The sequence below is a fragment of the Saccharopolyspora hirsuta genome, assembly GCF_008630535.1.
GTDB lineage: Bacteria > Actinomycetota > Actinomycetes > Mycobacteriales > Pseudonocardiaceae > Saccharopolyspora > Saccharopolyspora hirsuta.
In genome coordinates, this window is record NZ_VWPH01000001.1 from 576,551 (window position 1) to 592,974 (window position 16,424).

General features: G+C 69.6%; 9 protein-coding genes. 7 read left to right on the forward strand and 2 right to left on the reverse strand.

What is annotated here, in order from left to right; translation table 11 throughout:
* Positions 1–72: 72 nt before the first annotated feature.
* A complete protein-coding gene (locus F1721_RS02595) occupies positions 73–1,086 on the reverse strand; it encodes an aldose 1-epimerase family protein (RefSeq protein WP_150064849.1) in 1,014 nt (337 codons plus the stop codon).
* An 83-nt stretch (positions 1,087–1,169) separates the two neighbouring features.
* Positions 1,170–2,975, reverse strand: a complete 1,806-nt coding sequence (locus F1721_RS02600; protein WP_150064850.1) for a glycoside hydrolase family 2 protein — start codon at positions 2,973–2,975, stop codon at positions 1,170–1,172.
* Positions 2,976–3,332: 357 nt separating this feature from the next.
* On the opposite strand from F1721_RS02600, the gene F1721_RS02605 reads away from it, so the two are divergent.
* The 7 genes from F1721_RS02605 to F1721_RS02635 all read left to right on the forward strand — a co-directional run bounded on the left by F1721_RS02605 (position 3,333) and on the right by F1721_RS02635 (position 16,292).
* A complete protein-coding gene (locus F1721_RS02605) occupies positions 3,333–5,030 on the forward strand; it encodes an AMP-binding protein (RefSeq protein ID WP_150064851.1) in 1,698 nt (565 codons plus the stop codon).
* Positions 5,031–5,740: 710 nt separating this feature from the next.
* On the forward strand, positions 5,741–7,444 hold the full coding sequence (locus F1721_RS02610; protein ID WP_150064852.1) for a glycine/sarcosine N-methyltransferase: 1,704 nt from the start codon (positions 5,741–5,743) through the stop codon (positions 7,442–7,444).
* Between the two features lie 75 nt (positions 7,445–7,519).
* The gene (gene metK / locus F1721_RS02615; RefSeq protein WP_150064853.1) at positions 7,520–8,722 is read left to right on the forward strand and encodes a methionine adenosyltransferase; all 1,203 of its coding nucleotides are present in this window, start codon (positions 7,520–7,522) and stop codon (positions 8,720–8,722) included.
* 123 nt (positions 8,723–8,845) lie between these two features.
* Positions 8,846–9,820, forward strand: coding sequence for a carbohydrate kinase family protein (locus F1721_RS02620; RefSeq protein WP_150064854.1), 975 nt, complete (start codon positions 8,846–8,848; stop codon positions 9,818–9,820).
* A 22-nt stretch (positions 9,821–9,842) separates the two neighbouring features.
* Positions 9,843–13,409 (forward strand): methionine synthase, encoded by a 3,567-nt coding sequence (metH, locus tag F1721_RS02625; RefSeq protein WP_150064855.1) that lies wholly within the window; start codon positions 9,843–9,845, stop codon positions 13,407–13,409.
* 101 nt (positions 13,410–13,510) lie between these two features.
* Positions 13,511–14,968 (forward strand): adenosylhomocysteinase, encoded by a 1,458-nt coding sequence (gene ahcY, locus F1721_RS02630; RefSeq protein ID WP_150064856.1) that lies wholly within the window; start codon positions 13,511–13,513, stop codon positions 14,966–14,968.
* Positions 14,969–15,398: 430 nt separating this feature from the next.
* Entirely contained in the window at positions 15,399–16,292 is an 894-nt protein-coding gene (locus F1721_RS02635; protein ID WP_150064857.1) for a methylenetetrahydrofolate reductase, read from the forward strand.
* Positions 16,293–16,424: the final 132 nt, after the last annotated feature.

The following is a 16,424-nucleotide window of genomic DNA, read 5'->3' on the forward strand; positions in this document are numbered from 1 at the left end:
GGTCTCGCCGGAGAAGACCCGGCAGAGCGCGGTCGGGGCGAACGCGCTGTGGACCAGGCCTGGGCCGCTGCCTCAACCGGCGATCCGGTAGCCCCAGCTGCCGCGGTGGGTTTCGCCCGGCCGCAGGGTGATCAGGCCGTCGCCGGTGACGAACGCGTTGGGCGCGCACGTCATCGGCTCCACGGTGATGCCCTGCCGCGTCGGGCGGTCCGTGCTCGGGCTGTCGTCGGTGTAGACCTGCAGGTAGCCGTGCGTGCGGTCGACCCAGAGCTCGGCGGTGATGCCGTCCGGCCGGGCGAAGCGCACCACGGCATCGCCGTCGGGACCGCGGGTCAGGTCGGTGAAGGCGGTGTCCATCTCGGTGGCGCCGATCGGCCGGGCCCGCCGGTAGTCGTACTGGGTGCCCTCCACCGAGGCCTTCCCGGTCGGGATCAGCCGGTCGTCGACCAGGTAGTGGGTGCTGGCGGGCAGCTCGAGGACGATGCCGTCGATGCGGTCCGCGCCCGCGGCCAGGTAGGTGTGGTTGGCGGTGCCGAACGGGGCGGCGGTGCGGCCGACGTTCTTCGCCGTCAGCGTGCTGCGCACCCCGGTGCCGTCCACCGCGAACTCGATCCGGAACGCCAGCTGGAACGGGTAGCCGTAGGTCGGCGGCAGCAGGTACTCCAGCTCCACGCGGTCGGCGCGGTGCGCGACGGGCTGCCACTCCACGAAGCTCATCAGCCCGTGCAGCGCGGCGTCGCGCTCCGGCTCGTTGATCGGGACCTGGAGCTCCTGGCCGTCGAAGGTGTAGCGGCCGTGGTCGATCCGGTTGGGCCACGGCAGGATCGTCTTGCCCCGGTAGCCCTCGCCGACCTCGTCGGGACCGTGCGTGAGCAGCAGCTCCCGCCCGTCGACCTGCCAGGACAGCAGCGTCGCCGACACCCCGGCGATCACCGCGCGCTGCCGCCCGGAGCGGATCTCGTACAGCCGTCCGACCGCGGTCGGCGCCCCGCCGGGCGGCCGGGCCGCGGCCGGTCCGGCCAGCGCGACGGCGGTGGTGGCGCCGGCGGCGGTGGCCAGCGCTGCGCGTCTGCTGAAGCGTCGCATCGTGCTTCCTCCAGTGCGGGTGGCCGGGAGCGAGCGGGGCTGGATCCACAGTGGCCTGCGGGGGTGGGGGTCGCCAGTCGGCGTCAGGGGGTGCCCGCGTCGATGGCCGCCAGGTTGTCGGCGCGGACCGACGCCAGGTCCGGCTTGAGGATCCGGCGGTCGTAGGTCAGGAAGCCGTTGACCTCGTTCTCCACGTCGGTGGTCTGGGTGTAGATCGCCGCGGAGAGCCCGTTGGCCCCGATGATCCGCACCAGCTCGTCGCTGACCTCGCCGTAGCGGCGGGTCAGCGCCTCCCGGCTGTCGGTCATCTCGTAGGCGCCCGGCTCGCCCGGCCACAGGTGGCCCTCCTCGACCAGCCCGAGCCCGCCGTACTCGCCGTCCACCACCGCGCGGCCGTCCCGCACCTCGGGGCGGCCCGGCCCGACGTAGGTGTGGTCGTCGTAGATGTCCCCGGCCCCGCTGTCGGGCAGCGAGTAGCAGCAGTTCACCCCGCTGCTGATGTCGATGAGGCGGGTGGGGTCGGCGCGCCGCGTCAGCTCGGCGACCTCGGCGGTCTCGAACTCGCCCCAGCCCTCGTTGAACGGCACCCACGCCACGATCGAGGTGACGCTGCGCAGCTGGTCGATCATGGCGGTCAGCTCGGTGCGGAAGTTGGCGCGCGCCTGCTCGCTCGGCGGCGGGTTGCTGCCCGGCGGGTCGGCGAGGTCGATCGGCAGCGACGGCATGTCCTGCCACACCAGCAGGCCCAGCCGGTCCGCCCAGTGGTACCAGCGGGCCGGTTCGACCTTGACGTGCTTGCGGACCATGTTGAAGCCCAGCCGCTTGGTGACCTCCAGGTCGTAGCGCAGCGCCTCGTCGGTCGGCGCGGTGTAGATGCCGTCCGGCCAGTAGCCCTGGTCCAGCGGCCCGTGCTGGAACAGGATCTCGCCGTTGAGCGCCAGCCGCGGCCGCCCCTGCTCGTCGGGCAGCAGCTCGACGGTGCGCAGCCCGGCGTAGCTGCCGACCTCGTCGCCGGAGTCGACCAGCCGCACCCGGATGTCGTAGAGGTACGGGTCGTCCGGGGTCCACAGGTGCGGCTCGGCCACCGGCAGCCGCAGCGGGGTGCCCGCCCGGCCGGTGGCCCGGGCGACCTCCTGGCCGTCGCGGTCCAGGACGACGGCTTCGAACCGCTGCCCGCCGCGGGCGGTGGTGTGCGCGGTGAGGTCGAAACCGGTCAGGTCCGGGGTGATGTCGAGCTTGGCGACGTGCTCCTGCGGCACCGGCTCCAGCCACACGGTCTGCCAGATCCCGGAGGCCCCGGTGTAGAGGATCCCGCCCGGCCGGTTGCGCTGCTTGCCCACCGGGTGCGGGTTGGCGTCGTTGCGGTCCTCCACGGCCACCTCGACCTGCTGCTCACCGCCGGGGGTGAGGGCGTCGGTGATGTCCGCGCTGAACGAGGTGTAACCGCCCTCGTGCACCGCCACCGGGCGGCCGTTGACCGACACCTCGGCCTTCTGGTCGACCGCGCCGAAGTGCAGCAGCACCCGCTGCCCGGCCCAGTCCGGCGGCAGCTGGAAGGTGCGCCGGTAGAGCATGTGGTCGTCGTGGCGCTGGATGCCCGACAGCCCCGATTCCGGCGGGTAGGGCACCAGGATCTGCTCGGTGGTCTGCTCCGGCGGCGTGCTCCCGGCGCCGTAGGCCCACAGGCCGTTGAGGTTCAGCCAGCGGTCCCGGGTCAGCTGCGGCCGCGGGTACTCGGGCAGCGCGTTGTCCGGACCGACCTGGTCGGTCCACGGCGTGGTCAGCGGCGGCGGCTTCGGCCGCCAGGGATCAGCGGCGGCCACGGCGGGCGCGGGGATCCCGGCGGAAGCCGCGAACAGCGCGGTGAGCAGCAGGGCGCGCAGCAACAAGGTTGCCTCCAGATCGGGGGAGCTGCCAGCTGGGGACCCGGCCCTCCGGAGGTGGCGCGGCGCGCGATCTCACCTGGGATCGCAGCATCGGCGAGGGGGCGGTTCCCGCCGTGGGACCGCTGCCCGCACCGCCGCTCGAGCCCATGCCGGAACCACTCCTCACCGCCGGGGCGATCTTGAACGAACACGGAGCACCATCAATCCACAACAATGACCATGAACGCACGGACAGTCAACGCGGCCGAAAGAGGGCCCGCAAATCGGAGCAGCGGCGTGGATCCGCTGGGCGCAGCGGGGTTACGTTGTTGGCCCGCTTCAGCTTTCCGGCGATGTTGCCGAGCCCAGGAGGGTGTGGACGTGACCGAGTCCCGCAGTACCGCTACCGAGACGTTCCTGACCGCACGGGACTTCCTGCTGCGGCACCGCACCGACTACGACACCGCCCGGCGGGAGTTCCGGTGGCCGCGACCGGCCGAGTTCAACTGGGCGCTGGACTGGTTCGACACCATCGGCGAGCGGCGGGACGGCACCGCGCTGTGGATCGTCGAGGCCGACGGCTCCGAGCGCAAGGTGTCCTTCCGCACCATGACGCGCCGGTCCAACCAGGTGGCGAACTGGCTGCGCGGGCTCGGCGTGGCCCGCGGCGACCGGCTGGTGCTCATGCTGGGCAACCAGGTGGAGCTGTGGGAGACGATCCTGGCCGCGATGAAGCTCGGCGCGGTGATCATCCCGGCCACGCCGCTGCTCGGTCCGGCCGACCTGCGCGACCGCATCGACCGGGGCCGCGCCAAGCACGTGGTGACCACTTCGGCCGATGCGCCGAAGTTCGCCGACGTGCCGGGCGACTACACCCGGATCGCGGTCGGCGAGCCGGTTCCGGGTTGGACGTCCTATGCGGACAGCGCCGGGGCGGCCGAGGAGTTCGCGCCGGACGGCCCCACCCGGGCCGACGACCCGATGCTGCTGTACTTCACCTCCGGCACCACCGCGCTGCCGAAGCTGGTGGCGCACACCCACACCTCCTACCCGGTCGGGCACCTGTCCACGATGTACTGGATCGGCCTGGAGCCCGGCGACGTGCACCTCAACATCTCCTCGCCGGGGTGGGCCAAGCACGCCTGGAGCAACGTCTTCGCGCCGTGGAACGCCGAAGCCACCGTGTTCATCTACAACTACGAGCGGTTCGACGCCGCCGCGCTGATGGCGCAGATGCAGCGCTGCGGGGTCACCAGCTTCTGCGCCCCGCCGACGGTGTGGCGGATGCTGATCCAGGCCGACCTGACCACCCTGGCCACCCCGCCGTCCAAAGTGGTCGGTGCGGGCGAGCCGCTGAACCCGGAGATCATCGAGCAGGTCCGGCGGGCCTGGCGGGTGACCATCCGGGACGGCTTCGGCCAGACCGAGACCAGCGTGCTGGTGGCCAACACCCCGGGGCAGCAGGTGCGGCCCGGGTCGATGGGGCGGCCGCTGCCCGGGTTCGAGGTCGAGCTGCTCGACCCGGTCACCGGCGAGCCCGCCGACGAGGGCGAGATCTGCCTGGTGCTGCAGCCGCGCCCGGTGGGCCTGATGACCGGCTACGCCGACGACACCGAGCGCACCGCGGAGGTGACGCGGGGCGGCCACTACCACACCGGTGACGTCGGCTCCCGCGACGCGGACGGCTACATCACCTACGTGGGCCGCACCGACGACGTGTTCAAGGCCTCCGACTACCGGATCTCCCCGTTCGAGCTGGAGAGCGTGCTGCTGGAGCACGAGGCGGTCGCGGAGGCGGCGGTGGTCCCGGCGCCGGATCCCATCCGGCTGGCGGTGCCGAAGGCCTACGTGGTGCTGGCCGGGCAGCACCGGCCGACCCGGGAGACCGCGCTGTCCATCCTGCGGTTCGCGCGCGAGCAGCTGGCGCCGTACAAGCGGGTGCGGCGGTTGGAGTTCGCCGAGCTGCCGAAGACGATCTCGGGCAAGATCCGCCGGGTCGAGCTGCGCCACCGCGAGGACGCCTCGGCCGACCGCGCCGGGGAGTTCCGCGAGGAGGACTTCCCCGAGCTGAAGGGGTGATGGTCGGGTGGCGCGCGCCCCGGGTGCGTGCCACCCTTCAACTCGGCCTTCCGGCGCGGTCCGGTGGGCCGGGCGGGGGAATCGAACCGGGGGGTGGTGCGGCGGGCGGGGGCCCGTCTTCGCGAAGGGGGTCGCGTCGTGAGGCCCGGCATCGTAACATCCGGGGTCCGCGTCGCGATGGAATGGCTGAAAAGGGAAGAGGTCAACCGCCGCGGCGCCGTATTTTCGAATTCTTGTCAGCGCGCGGGTTGCGGAATTTTCAGTTGTCGTGGTAAGCGGTTGCGCGCGTATTATACACAACCTGGTGACGTTCTGCACGCACCAAATCGTTACCCTCCGCGCAAATGCTCCGAATTGGTGCTGGTAGCGGCGCACTCATTTACCCTGGGTGACTTTCCGAATCACGCTATCATCGCATTCCGGTGATTAGCGTCACACGTTTGTACGCTTGCTTTGAGATCTCCTTCGCCTAGGTTGGTTAACCGACGCAGGAATTCCGCGTCAGCGCCGATCGGCAAGGGTGCCGATCGAGTGCGATCGGCGTTGCGCTTGCGGCCTTGAGCGTTTCTCGGCTGCCCGCGCCGATCTGAGGTGTTGCCTTTTTCGCAGTGGCGACCCGGCACGGCCACGGACGGGCTCGGGTGCGGATTTCGCGCGTGCTCGAGTTGTGTGCGGTGGCGCATGACCAACGTGAGTGGTGGGAGTGAAGCATGGCCAAGAGCGTGGACGACCTGGACTCCAGCGCAGGCTCCGGAACTCCGGATACCGCCGATCTGGTGGCGCGCGAGGAGCAGGTGTTCGGCGAGAACCCGTTGGAAGTGCGCGAGTCTGACCACTACACCCACGAGTACGTCGGCAGCTTCGTGGAGAAGTGGGACGAGCTCATCGACTGGAAGAAGCGCTACGAGAGCGAGGGCTCCTTCTTCATCGATCAGCTCAAGGCCCGCGGTGTGCGCTCGGTGCTCGACGTGGCCACCGGCACCGGTTTCCACTCGGTGCGGTTGCTGGAGGAGGGCTTCGACGCGGTCAGCGCCGACGGCAGCCCGCAGATGCTGGCCAAGGCCTTCAGCAACGGCCTGACCTACGGCGGGCACATCCTGCGCGTGGTGCACGCGGACTGGCGCTGGCTGAATCGTGACGTCCACGGCGAATACGATGCGATCATCTGCCTCGGGAATTCGTTCACGCACCTGTTCTCGGAGCGGGATCGGCGCAAGGCGCTCGCCGAGTTCTACGCGATGCTCAAGCACGACGGCGTGCTGATCATCGACCAGCGGAATTACGACGCGATTCTGGACAACGGATTCTCCTCGAAGCACACCTACTACTACGCCGGTGAGGACGTTTCCGCGGAACCGGATTACATCGACGAGGGGCTGGCCCGGTTCAAGTACACGTTCCCGGACAAATCTGAATTCTTCCTGAACATGTACCCGCTGCGGAAGAACTACATGCGGCGGCTCATGCGCGAGGTCGGCTTCCAGCGGATCGACACCTACGGCGACTTCCAGGAGACCTACCACGACGACGAACCGGACTTCTTCATCCACGTCGCGGAGAAGAAGTACCGGCCGGACGAGGAGCTCTCCGACGTCTACTCGACCGCGGTGCACACCGCCCGCGACTACTACAACTCGGCGGACGCGGACAACTTCTACTACCACGTCTGGGGCGGCAACGACATCCACGTCGGCATCTACCAGACACCGGACGAGGACATCGACTCCGCGTCCCGCCGCACCGTCGAGCGGATGGCCGCCAAGGTCGAGATCACCCCGGACACCCGCATCCTCGACATCGGGTCCGGCTACGGCGGCGCCGCCCGCCACCTGGCCCGGACCTACGGCTGCAAGGTGTCCTGCCTGAACCTCAGCGAGGTGGAGAACGCCCGCAACGTCGAGTTCAACCGGGCCGCCGGGCTCGACGAGCTGATCGAGGTCCGGGACGGCTCCTTCGAGGACATCCCGTTCCAGGACAACGCCTTCGACATCGTCTGGTCGCAGGACGCGATCCTGCACAGCGGCGACCGGGAGCGGGTGCTGGAGGAGGTGACCCGCGTGCTCAAGGGCGGCGGCTCCTTCATCTTCACCGACCCGATGGCCGCCGACGGGGCCCGCACCAAGGACCTCGGGCCGATCCTGGACCGGCTCAACCTGGACACCATGGGTTCGCCGTCCTTCTACCGCCGCGAGCTCGCCCGGCTCGGCCTGCAGAACTTCGAGTTCGAGGACCTGACCGAGTTCCTGGCCGTTCACTACGGGCGCGTCCTGGAGGTCCTGGAGAGCCGCGAGGCCGAGCTCGCGGACAAGATCAGCGACGAGTACCGGACCAAGATGAAGACCGGTCTGAAGAACTGGGTCTCCGGTGGCAAGGCGGGCAACCTCGCCTGGGGCATCATCCACGCCCGGGCCTGAGACCCCCCGGTGCCGTAATTGGTCACCGCCGTACGCAAGGATCACAGCCGCAGCAGTGTGAGGTGAGGAGCAGTCGTGAGTGAGATCAACCGCAGGTTGTTCACCAGTGAATCGGTGACCGAGGGACACCCGGACAAGATCTGCGATGCGATCAGCGACGCCGTGTTGGACGCGTTGTTGGCCCAGGACCCGAAGTCGCGGGTGGCGGTGGAGACCCTGGTGACCACCGGTCAGGTGCACGTGGCCGGTGAGGTCACCACCCAGGCCTACGCCGACATCCCGACCATCGTGCGGGACAAGATCCTGGAGATCGGCTACGACTCCTCCGCGAAGGGCTTCGACGGTGCGTCCTGCGGCGTCAACGTCGCGATCGGGTCGCAGTCCCCGGACATCGCCCAGGGCGTGGACACCGCGCACGAGACCCGCGTCGAGGGCGCGGAGGACGAGATCGACAAGCAGGGCGCCGGCGACCAGGGCCTGATGTTCGGCTACGCCTGCACCGACACCGACGAGCTGATGCCGCTGCCGATCGCGCTGGCGCACCGCCTGTCGCGGCGGCTGACCAAGGTCCGCAAGGACGGCGTGCTGCCCTACCTGCGGCCCGACGGCAAGACCCAGGTGACCATCGAGTACGCCGGTGACCAGGCCGTTCGCCTGGACACCGTGGTGCTGTCCACCCAGCACGCCGCCGACATCGACCTCGAGGGCATGCTGGCCGGCGACATCAAGGAGAAGGTCATCGACCCGGAGATCGAGCGGGTCGGGCTGGACTCCTCGGACACCCGGCTGCTGGTCAACCCGACCGGCCGGTTCGTGGTCGGCGGTCCGATGGGCGACGCCGGTCTGACCGGCCGCAAGATCATCGTCGACACCTACGGCGGCATGGCCCGCCACGGCGGTGGCGCGTTCTCCGGCAAGGACCCGTCGAAGGTGGACCGCTCCGCGGCCTACGCCATGCGCTGGGTGGCCAAGAACGCCATCGCCGCGGGCCTGGCCAGCCGGATCGAGGTGCAGGTCGCCTACGCGATCGGCAAGGCGGCCCCGGTGGGTCTGTTCGTGGAGACCTTCGGCACCGAGAACGTCGACCCGGTCAAGATCCAGGCCGCGATCAACGAGGTCTTCGACCTCCGCCCGGCGGCCATCGTGCGTGACCTGGACCTCCTGCGGCCGATTTACGCGCAGACCGCCGCGTACGGTCACTTCGGACGCAGTGACGTGGACCTGCCGTGGGAGCGCACCGACCGCGCCGAGGCGCTGAAGAGCGCCGCCGGCATCTGATCGATCGCCGAAGCTGGCGCGCGGACTGCGGGGCGCGGGGGACCGTGCCCCGCAGTCCGGTGTGACGGCCGTCCATGTGGAGAGCTTCGGGGCGGGCCCGCCCCCTGGTAAAGGAGTAGTGCAGTGCGGATTGCGGTGACCGGATCCATCGCCACCGACCACCTGATGTCCTACCCCGGTAGGTTCACCGAGCAGCTCGTCGCCGACCGCCTGGAGCAGGTGTCGCTGTCGTTCCTGGTCGACGAGCTGGTGTTGCGCCGCGGCGGGGTGGCCCCCAACATCACCTTCGGCCTCGGGCAGCTGGGCGTCGGCTCGATCCTGGTCGGCGCCGTCGGCCGCGACTTCGACGACTACCGCTCCTGGCTGGAGCGGCACGGCGTGGACACCGCCTCGGTGCACGTCTCGGAGACCAAGCACACCGCCCGGTTCCTGTGCACCACCGACACCGACTTCAACCAGATCGCCTCGTTCTACGCCGGTGCGATGGCCGAGGCCCGCGACATCGAGCTCAAGCCGGTCGCCGACCGCGTCGGCGGGCTCGACGTGGTGGTCGTCTCCGCCAACGACCCGGACGCGATGCTGCGGCACACCCAGGAGTGCCGGGACCGCGGCTACCGGTTCATCGCCGACCCCGGCCAGCAGCTGGCCCGGATGGACGGCGACGGGATCCGCAAGCTGGTCGAGGGCGCGGAGTACCTGTTCACCAACGAGTACGAGCACGGCCTGCTGCTGCAGAGCACCGGCTGGAGCCACGACGAGGTGCTCGACCGGGTCGGCAGCTGGGTGACCACGCTGGGCCCGAAGGGCGTCCAGGTGGAGTCCAAGTCGCACCCCACCGTGCAGGTGGTCCCGCCGAAGGAGAAGCAGAAGGGCGACCCGACCGGTGTCGGCGACGCGCTGCGCGCCGGGTTCCTGGCCGGACTTTCCCACGATCTGGGACTGGAGCGATCGCTGCAGCTCGGGTGCGCCCTGGCCACCGTCTCGCTGGAGGCCGACGGCCCGCAGGAGTACCAGGTGGAGCGCGAGTCGTTCCTCGCCCGGTTCGCCGAGGCGTACGGTGACTCGGCTGCGGGCGAGGTCGGGGCGAAGCTCCGCTGAGCAACGGGGAGTAGGCACGGCAATGGCAGATCGGCAGAACGATCCGAGCGGGTTCCTGACCGCCCTCGGCGAGCGCGTCCTCGTCGCCGACGGCGGGATGGGCACCGCGTTGCAGGGCTTCGACCTGACGTTGGACGACTTCGCCAACCTGGAGGGCTGCAACGAGATCCTCAACGTGACCCGGCCCGACGTGGTGTCCTCGATCTACCGGGGCTACCTGGAGGCGGGCTCGGACGCGATCGAGACCAACACCTTCGGCGCGAACTGGGCCAACCTCGCCGAGTACGGCATCCCGGAGCGCATCCGGGAGCTCGCGGAGAAGGGCTCGGCGCTGGCCCGCGAGGCGGCCGACGAGTACGCCGCGCCGGAGCGGCCGCGGTTCGTGCTGGGCTCGGTCGGACCGGGCACCAAGCTGCCGACGCTGGGGCACGCGCCCTACGCGCAGCTGCGCGACGCCTACCTGGAGCAGGTCCTGGGCATGCTCGACGGCGGCATCGACGCGGTGCTGGTCGAGACCTCGCAGGACCTGCTGCAGACCAAGGCCGCGATCATCGCGGCGAAGCGGGCGATGGCCCGGTCCGGGCGGCGGGTGCCGATCATCGCGCAGGTCACCGTGGAGACCACCGGCACCATGCTGGTCGGCTCGGAGATCGGCGCGGCGCTGACCGCGCTGGAGCCGCTGGGCATCGACCTGATCGGGATGAACTGCGCGACCGGTCCGGCGGAGATGAGCGAGCACCTGCGGGTGCTGGCGCAGAACTCCCGGATCCCGCTGTCGGTGATGCCCAACGCCGGTCTGCCGGAGCTGGGCCCCAACGGCGCGGTGTACCCGCTGCAGCCCGACGAGCTGGCCGAGGCGCTGGTCGGGTTCGTCAACGACTACGGGGCGCGGCTGGTCGGCGGCTGCTGCGGCACCACCACCGAGCACGTGCGCGCGGTGGCGGAGGCGGTCCGCGGCCTCAACCCCGCGCCGCGCACCCCGGAGCACATCCCGGCGGTCTCGTCGGTGTACCAGTCGGTGCCCTTCGAGCAGGACGCCTCCATCCTCAACATCGGCGAGCGGACCAACACCAACGGCTCCAAGGCGTTCCGCGAGGCGATGCTGGAGGGCCGCTACGACGACTGCGTGGAGATCGCCAAGGCCCAGACCCGCGAGGGCGCGCACATGCTGGACCTGTGCGTGGACTACGTGGGCCGGGACGGCACCGTCGACATGCGGGAGCTGGCCTCGCGGCTGGCCACCGCCTCGACGCTGCCGATCATGGTCGACTCCACCGAGCCGGAGGTGATCCAGGCCGGGCTGGAGCACCTCGGCGGCCGGTGCGCGATCAACTCGGTCAACTGGGAGGACGGCAACGGGCCGGGCTCCCGGTACGAGCGGGTCATGCAGATGGCCGTCGAGCACGGCGCCACCGTCGTGGTGACCTGCATCGACGAGGAGGGCCAGGCGCGCACCGCGGAGTGGAAGCTGCGGGTGGCCGAGCGGCTGATCGAGGACATGACCACCAACTGGGGTCTGGAGAAGTCCGCGATCATCATCGACTGCCTGGTCTTCCCGATCACCACCGGTCAGGAGGAGGTCCGCAAGGACGGCGTCGAGACGATCAACGCGATCCGGGAGCTCAAGAAGCGCCACCCGGAGGTGCAGACCACGCTCGGCCTGTCCAACGTCTCCTTCGGCCTCAACCCGGCCGCGCGCCAGGTGCTCAACTCGGTGTTCCTGCACGAGTGCCGGGAGGCCGGGCTGGACACCGCGATCCTCAACGCCTCCAAGATCCTGCCGATGAGCAAGATCGACGAGGAGGCGCGCAACGTCGCGCTGGACCTGGTCTACGACCGCCGCCGCGAGGGCTACGACCCGCTGCAGAAGCTGATGCAGCTGTTCGAGGGCCAGACCGCGAAGTCCAGCAGCGCCTCGCGCGCCGAGGAGCTGGCCAAGCTGCCGCTGTTCGAGCGGCTGGAGCGGCGGATCGTCGACGGCGAGCGCAACGGCCTGGAAGCCGACCTGGACGCCGCGATGGCCGAGAAGCCGCCGCTGGCGATCATCAACGAGAACCTGCTCGCCGGGATGAAGGTCGTCGGCGACCTGTTCGGCTCCGGGCAGATGCAGCTGCCGTTCGTGCTGCAGTCCGCCGAGGTGATGAAGGCCGCGGTGGCCTACCTGGAACCGCACATGGAGAAGGACGACTCCGGCGGCAAGGGCAAGCTGCTGCTGGCCACGGTCAAGGGCGACGTGCACGACATCGGCAAGAACCTGGTCGACATCATCGTGTCCAACAACGGCTACGACGTGGTCAACATCGGCATCAAGCAGCCGATCAGCGCCATCCTCGAGGCCGCCGAGGAGCACCAGGTCGACGCCATCGGCATGTCCGGGCTGCTGGTGAAGTCCACGGTGATCATGAAGGAGAACCTGGAGGAGATGAACTCCAGGGGGCTCGCCCAGAAGTACCCGGTGATGCTCGGCGGTGCGGCGCTGACCAGGTCCTTCGTCGAGAACGACCTGGACGAGATCTACCAGGGCGACGTGCGCTACGCCAAGGACGCCTTCGAGGGCCTGCACCTGATGGACCGGCTGATGGCCATCAAGCGCGGGGACAGCCCCGAGGAGGACGCCGCCGAGGAGGCCAAGAAGGCCGAGCGCAAGGCCCGCCGCGAGCGGTCGCTGCGCATCGCCGAGAAGCGCAAGGCCGATCAGGGCGAGGAACCCGGCTACGACGACACCACGCGCTCCGACGTGGCCGCCGACGTGCCGGTGCCCACCCCGCCGTTCTGGGGCTCCAAGGTGGTCAAGGGCGTCGCGGTCGCCGACTACCTGGCGCTGCTGGACGAGCGGGCCACGTTCTTCGGCCAGTGGGGCCTGCGCGGCGCCAAGAAGGGCGAAGGCCCCTCCTACGAGGAGCTGGTCGAGACCGAGGGCCGTCCCCGGCTGCGGCACTGGATCGACGAGCTGTCCACCGCGGGCATCCTGCAGCACGCGGCGGTGGTCTACGGCTACTTCCCGTGCGTGACCGAGGGCAACCACCTCGTCGTGCTGGACAAGGAGGAGCCGGACGCCCCGGAGCGCTGCCGGTTCTTCTTCCCGCGGCAGAAGCGCGACCGGCGGCTGTGCCTGGCCGACTTCTTCCGCACCCGGGAGCAGGCGGAGCAGACCGGCCAGGTGGACGTGCTGCCGATGCAGCTGGTGACCATGGGCCAGCCGATCGCCGACTACGCCAACGAGCTGTTCGCCAAGAACGCCTACCGGGACTACCTGGAGGTGCACGGCCTGGGCGTGCAGCTCACCGAGGCGCTGGCCGAGTACTGGCACCGCCGCGTCCGCCGCGAGCTGGCCTGGTCCAGCGGCGGCACGGTGGCCCAGGAGGACCCCGAGGACGTGCGGGAGTTCTTCAAGCTCGGCTACCGCGGCGCGCGGTACTCCTTCGGCTACGGCGCGTGCCCGGACATCGAGGACCGGGCCAAGATCGTCGACCTGCTGGAGTCCGAGCGCATCGGCGTGGTCCTGTCGGAGGAGTTCCAGCTCCACCCCGAGCAGTCCACCGACGCGATCGTCGCCCACCACCCGGAAGCCAAGTACTTCAACACGTGACGCACTGATCGGTGCAGGTCGGAGCCCCTCGGAGGGCGCTACCCTGCACAGAAGCCCGATTCGCGAAGACCTGACATGATCGGGAAACCAGAAAGGAAGCCATGAGCGCGAAGCTGCAGAAGGTCAACGGCCTGGAGTTCGCCGTCAGGGATCTGGCGCTGGCCGAGGCCGGGCGGCACCAGATCCGGTTGGCCGAGCACGAGATGCCGGGCCTGATGGCGACCCGCGAGGAGTACGCGGCCTCCCAGCCGTTGAAGGGCGCGCGGATCGCCGGCTCGCTGCACATGACCGTGCAGACCGCCGTGCTGATCGAGACCCTGGTCGCGCTGGGCGCCGAGGTCCGCTGGGTGTCCTGCAACATCTTCTCCACCCAGGACGAGGCCGCCGCGGCGGTCGTCGTCGGCCCGAACGGCACCCCGGAGGCGCCCGCCGGCGTCCCGGTGTTCGCCTGGAAGGGCGAGACGCTGGAGGAGTACTGGTGGTGCACCGACCAGCTGTTCCAGTTCGGCGAGCAGGGCCCGAACATGATCCTCGACGACGGCGGTGACGCCACCCTGCTGGTGCACAAGGGCGTCGAGTTCGAGGCGGCCGGTGCGGTCCCGCAGGCCTCCGCGGACGACCCGGAGGAGTACAAGGTCATCCTGGAGACGCTGCGCAACAGCCTGGCCTCCGACGGCAAGCGGTTCACCAAGATCGCTTCGGAGATCAAGGGCGTCACCGAGGAGACCACCACCGGCGTGCACCGGCTCTACGAGCTGGCCAAGTCCGGTGAGCTGCTGTTCCCGGCGATCAACGTCAACGACTCGGTCACCAAGTCCAAGTTCGACAACAAGTACGGCTGCCGCCACTCGCTGATCGACGGCATCAACCGCGCCACCGACGTGCTCATCGGCGGCAAGGTCGCCGTGGTCTGCGGTTACGGCGACGTCGGCAAGGGCTCGGCGGAGTCGCTGCGCGGCCAGGGCGCCCGCGTGATCGTCACCGAGATCGACCCGATCTGCGCGCTGCAGGCGGCGATGGACGGCTACCAGGTCACCACCCTGGAGGAGGTCGTCTCGATCGCGGACATCTTCGTCACCACGACCGGCAACTTCAACATCATCACCGCCGACCACATGGCGCAGATGAAGCACAACGCCATCGTGGGCAACATCGGCCACTTCGACAACGAGATCGACATGGCCGGGCTGGAGAAGATCCCGGGCATCAAGAAGCAGGAGATCAAGCCGCAGGTCCACGAGTACGCGTTCCCGGACGGGCACTCGATCATCGTGCTGTCCGAGGGCCGCCTGCTGAACCTGGGCAACGCCACCGGCCACCCCAGCTTCGTGATGTCGAACTCCTTCACCAACCAGACGATCGCCCAGATCGAGCTGTTCACCAAGCCGGGCGAGTACGACAAGCAGGTCTACGTGCTGCCCAAGCACCTGGACGAGAAGGTCGCCCGCCTGCACCTGGACGCCCTCGGCGTCAAGCTCACCAAGCTGACCAAGGAGCAGGCCGCCTACATCGGCGTGGACGTCGACGGCCCCTACAAGCCGGACCACTACCGGTACTGAGTCGTCCATGTCTTAAGGAGCCCTGCTCGTCCTGCGTGGCGGTGCGGGTAGCGGAACCTCAGAGGCTTTCTCGACTCCGGGATCCCGGACTTGAGTACCGAGGCGTACGCGGCGTCCGGGCTGTCCTCGCGAGAAAGCCTCTGAGAACCCGCGGCGGTGCAAGTGCCGTAGGTGGGTTATGCGCATGCGGCACCTAGCGGTCGGTGCCGGTCGAGCGTCGCGGTCGCTGTTTACCGCCGAAAGCGCCTTCGGCGCTTGCCTGACGGTTGTCCGCTCGGCTCGCCGCTGCGGGCTCCGTGTCCGTGAGCGGTTTGGGGCGCTATGACACCCCAAAGCGCTCACGGGCCTTGGCCGGGCCAAATCGCCTGCCGCGCTGGACGAGCGGTTCTGCCGCTTGACGAGACCAAGCTGGGAATGAGGGAGGCCAGGAATGACCAAAGTCATCGACCGGCTGCGCCCCGGCAAGACGGTGTTCTCGGTGGAGTTCTTCCCGCCGAAGACCGACGAGGAGGAACGCCACCTGTGGCGGGCCATCCGGGAGCTGGAGCCGCTGGACCCCGCCTACGTGTCGGTGACCTACGGCGCGGGCGGGTCCAGCCGGGACCGCACGGTGCGGACCACGGGGCGGATCGCCAGCGACACCACCCTGGTGCCGGTGGCGCACCTGACCGGGGTGAACCACTCGATCGCCGAGCTGCGGCACGTCATCGGGTCGTACGCGGCCGAGGGCATCACCAACGTGCTGGCGATCCGCGGCGACCCGCCGGGCGACCCGCTGGGCGAGTGGATCCCGCACCCGGAGGGCATCACCTACGCCGACGAGCTGGTCCGGCTGGTGCGCGAGTGCGGTGACTTCAGCGTGGGCGTCGCGGCGTTCCCGCACATGCACCCGCGCTCGCCGGACCTGGAGTCCGACATCAAGCACATGGTCAACAAGCTGCGGGCCGGGGCCGACTTCTCGGTGGCGCAGATGTTCCTGGAGCCGGAGTACTTCCTGCGGCTGCGGGACCGGTTGGCGCAGCGCGGCTGCCACCAGCCGCTGCTGCCGGGCATCATGCCGATCACCACGCCGAAGGTGCTGGGCATGACCACCCAGCTGAGCAACATGACGATCCCGGACGAGGTGTCCGCGGTGCTGGACCCGCTGCGCGAGGACCCGGCCGGGTTCCGCGAGGCCGGGCTGGAGATCACCACGCGGCTGTGCGAGAAGCTGATCGCCGAGGGCGTTCCGGCGCTGCACTTCTACAGCCTCAACCGGGCCAAGGCCACCCGCGAGGTGCTGGCCAACCTCGGGCTGATCGACGGCGTGCTCAAGGCCGCCTGACCAGCTGCACCGAACGACCCCGCCGCCCCGGTCCGACCGCCGGGGCGGCGGGGTTTTTCGCTTGCACCGCAGGTGAATCCGGTCACAGGTCGCTGCTCGGTCGAATGCGCGGTGTCATCGGCCGAGGTGGCC